The following is an 884-nucleotide window of genomic DNA, read 5'->3' on the forward strand; positions in this document are numbered from 1 at the left end:
ACGACCGGGACGTCGTCGCCGCGAGCACGGAGCCACACGCCGACGCCGAGACGGCAACGACGGCGATCGAGCGGGTTCGTCAGCAGGCCAGCGAGGCGGAGCTCATCGAGTTCGAGAACGCCGCCTTCCAGGTCTACGAAGCCGATTCCGGCGAGTGGCGCTGGCGGCTCATCGACGAGGACGGGAACGTCCTCGCGGACAGCGGCGAGGAACACACGTCCCGCGGCGAGGCCGCGGAAGCGATGATGACGTTGAAAGAGCAGGCGCCCGACGCGGAACTCCTCGAGATCGAGACCGCGGCGTTCGAGCTGTTCGTCAACGAGGACGACGAGTGGGGCTGGCGGCTCATCGACGAGTCCGGGAAGCTCGTCGCCGAAGACCCGGCGACCCATCCCACCCGCGGGGCCGCGCGCCAGGCGATGAATCGGCTGCTCGAGTATCTCGACTCCGACGTGCGGACGATGGATCGGGCGATCTTCCAGACGTACGCGACGGAAGACTGGCACTGGCGGTTCGTCATGCCGTCCGGTGACACCGTCGCCGTCGACGGCGAGGACCATCCGACCCGCGACGAACTGGTCGACGGTCTCGACAACGTGCGCGACGCCGCCGCAACGGCTCGTCGCTCCACGATCGGCGACGTATCCGTGCAGCTATACGGCAACGGCGAGTGGCACTTCCGGCTGCTCGACCGCGACCGAGCGGAGATCGCCGACTCGACCGTCTCCTACTCCGATCGCGAGGCGGCGACCGACGGCGTCGACGCCCTCACGGCCCACGCGCCCGACGCGCCGATCTTCGCGATCGAGGACGCCGTGATTCGTCTCGACGGCGACGGCTGGTCGTGGGAACTCGTCGATCGCGATCGCGAGGTGCTCGCCGAG

At 68.9% G+C, this 884-nt stretch carries 1 protein-coding gene; it reads left to right on the forward strand.

Annotation, left to right across the window (positions count from 1 at the left end; genetic code table 11):
* Positions 1-884 (forward strand): YegP family protein (locus PGX04_RS13310; protein WP_273738940.1); only part of this gene is annotated, 884 nt, incomplete at both ends.

It is taken from the genome of Natrinema soli, from assembly GCF_028618695.1.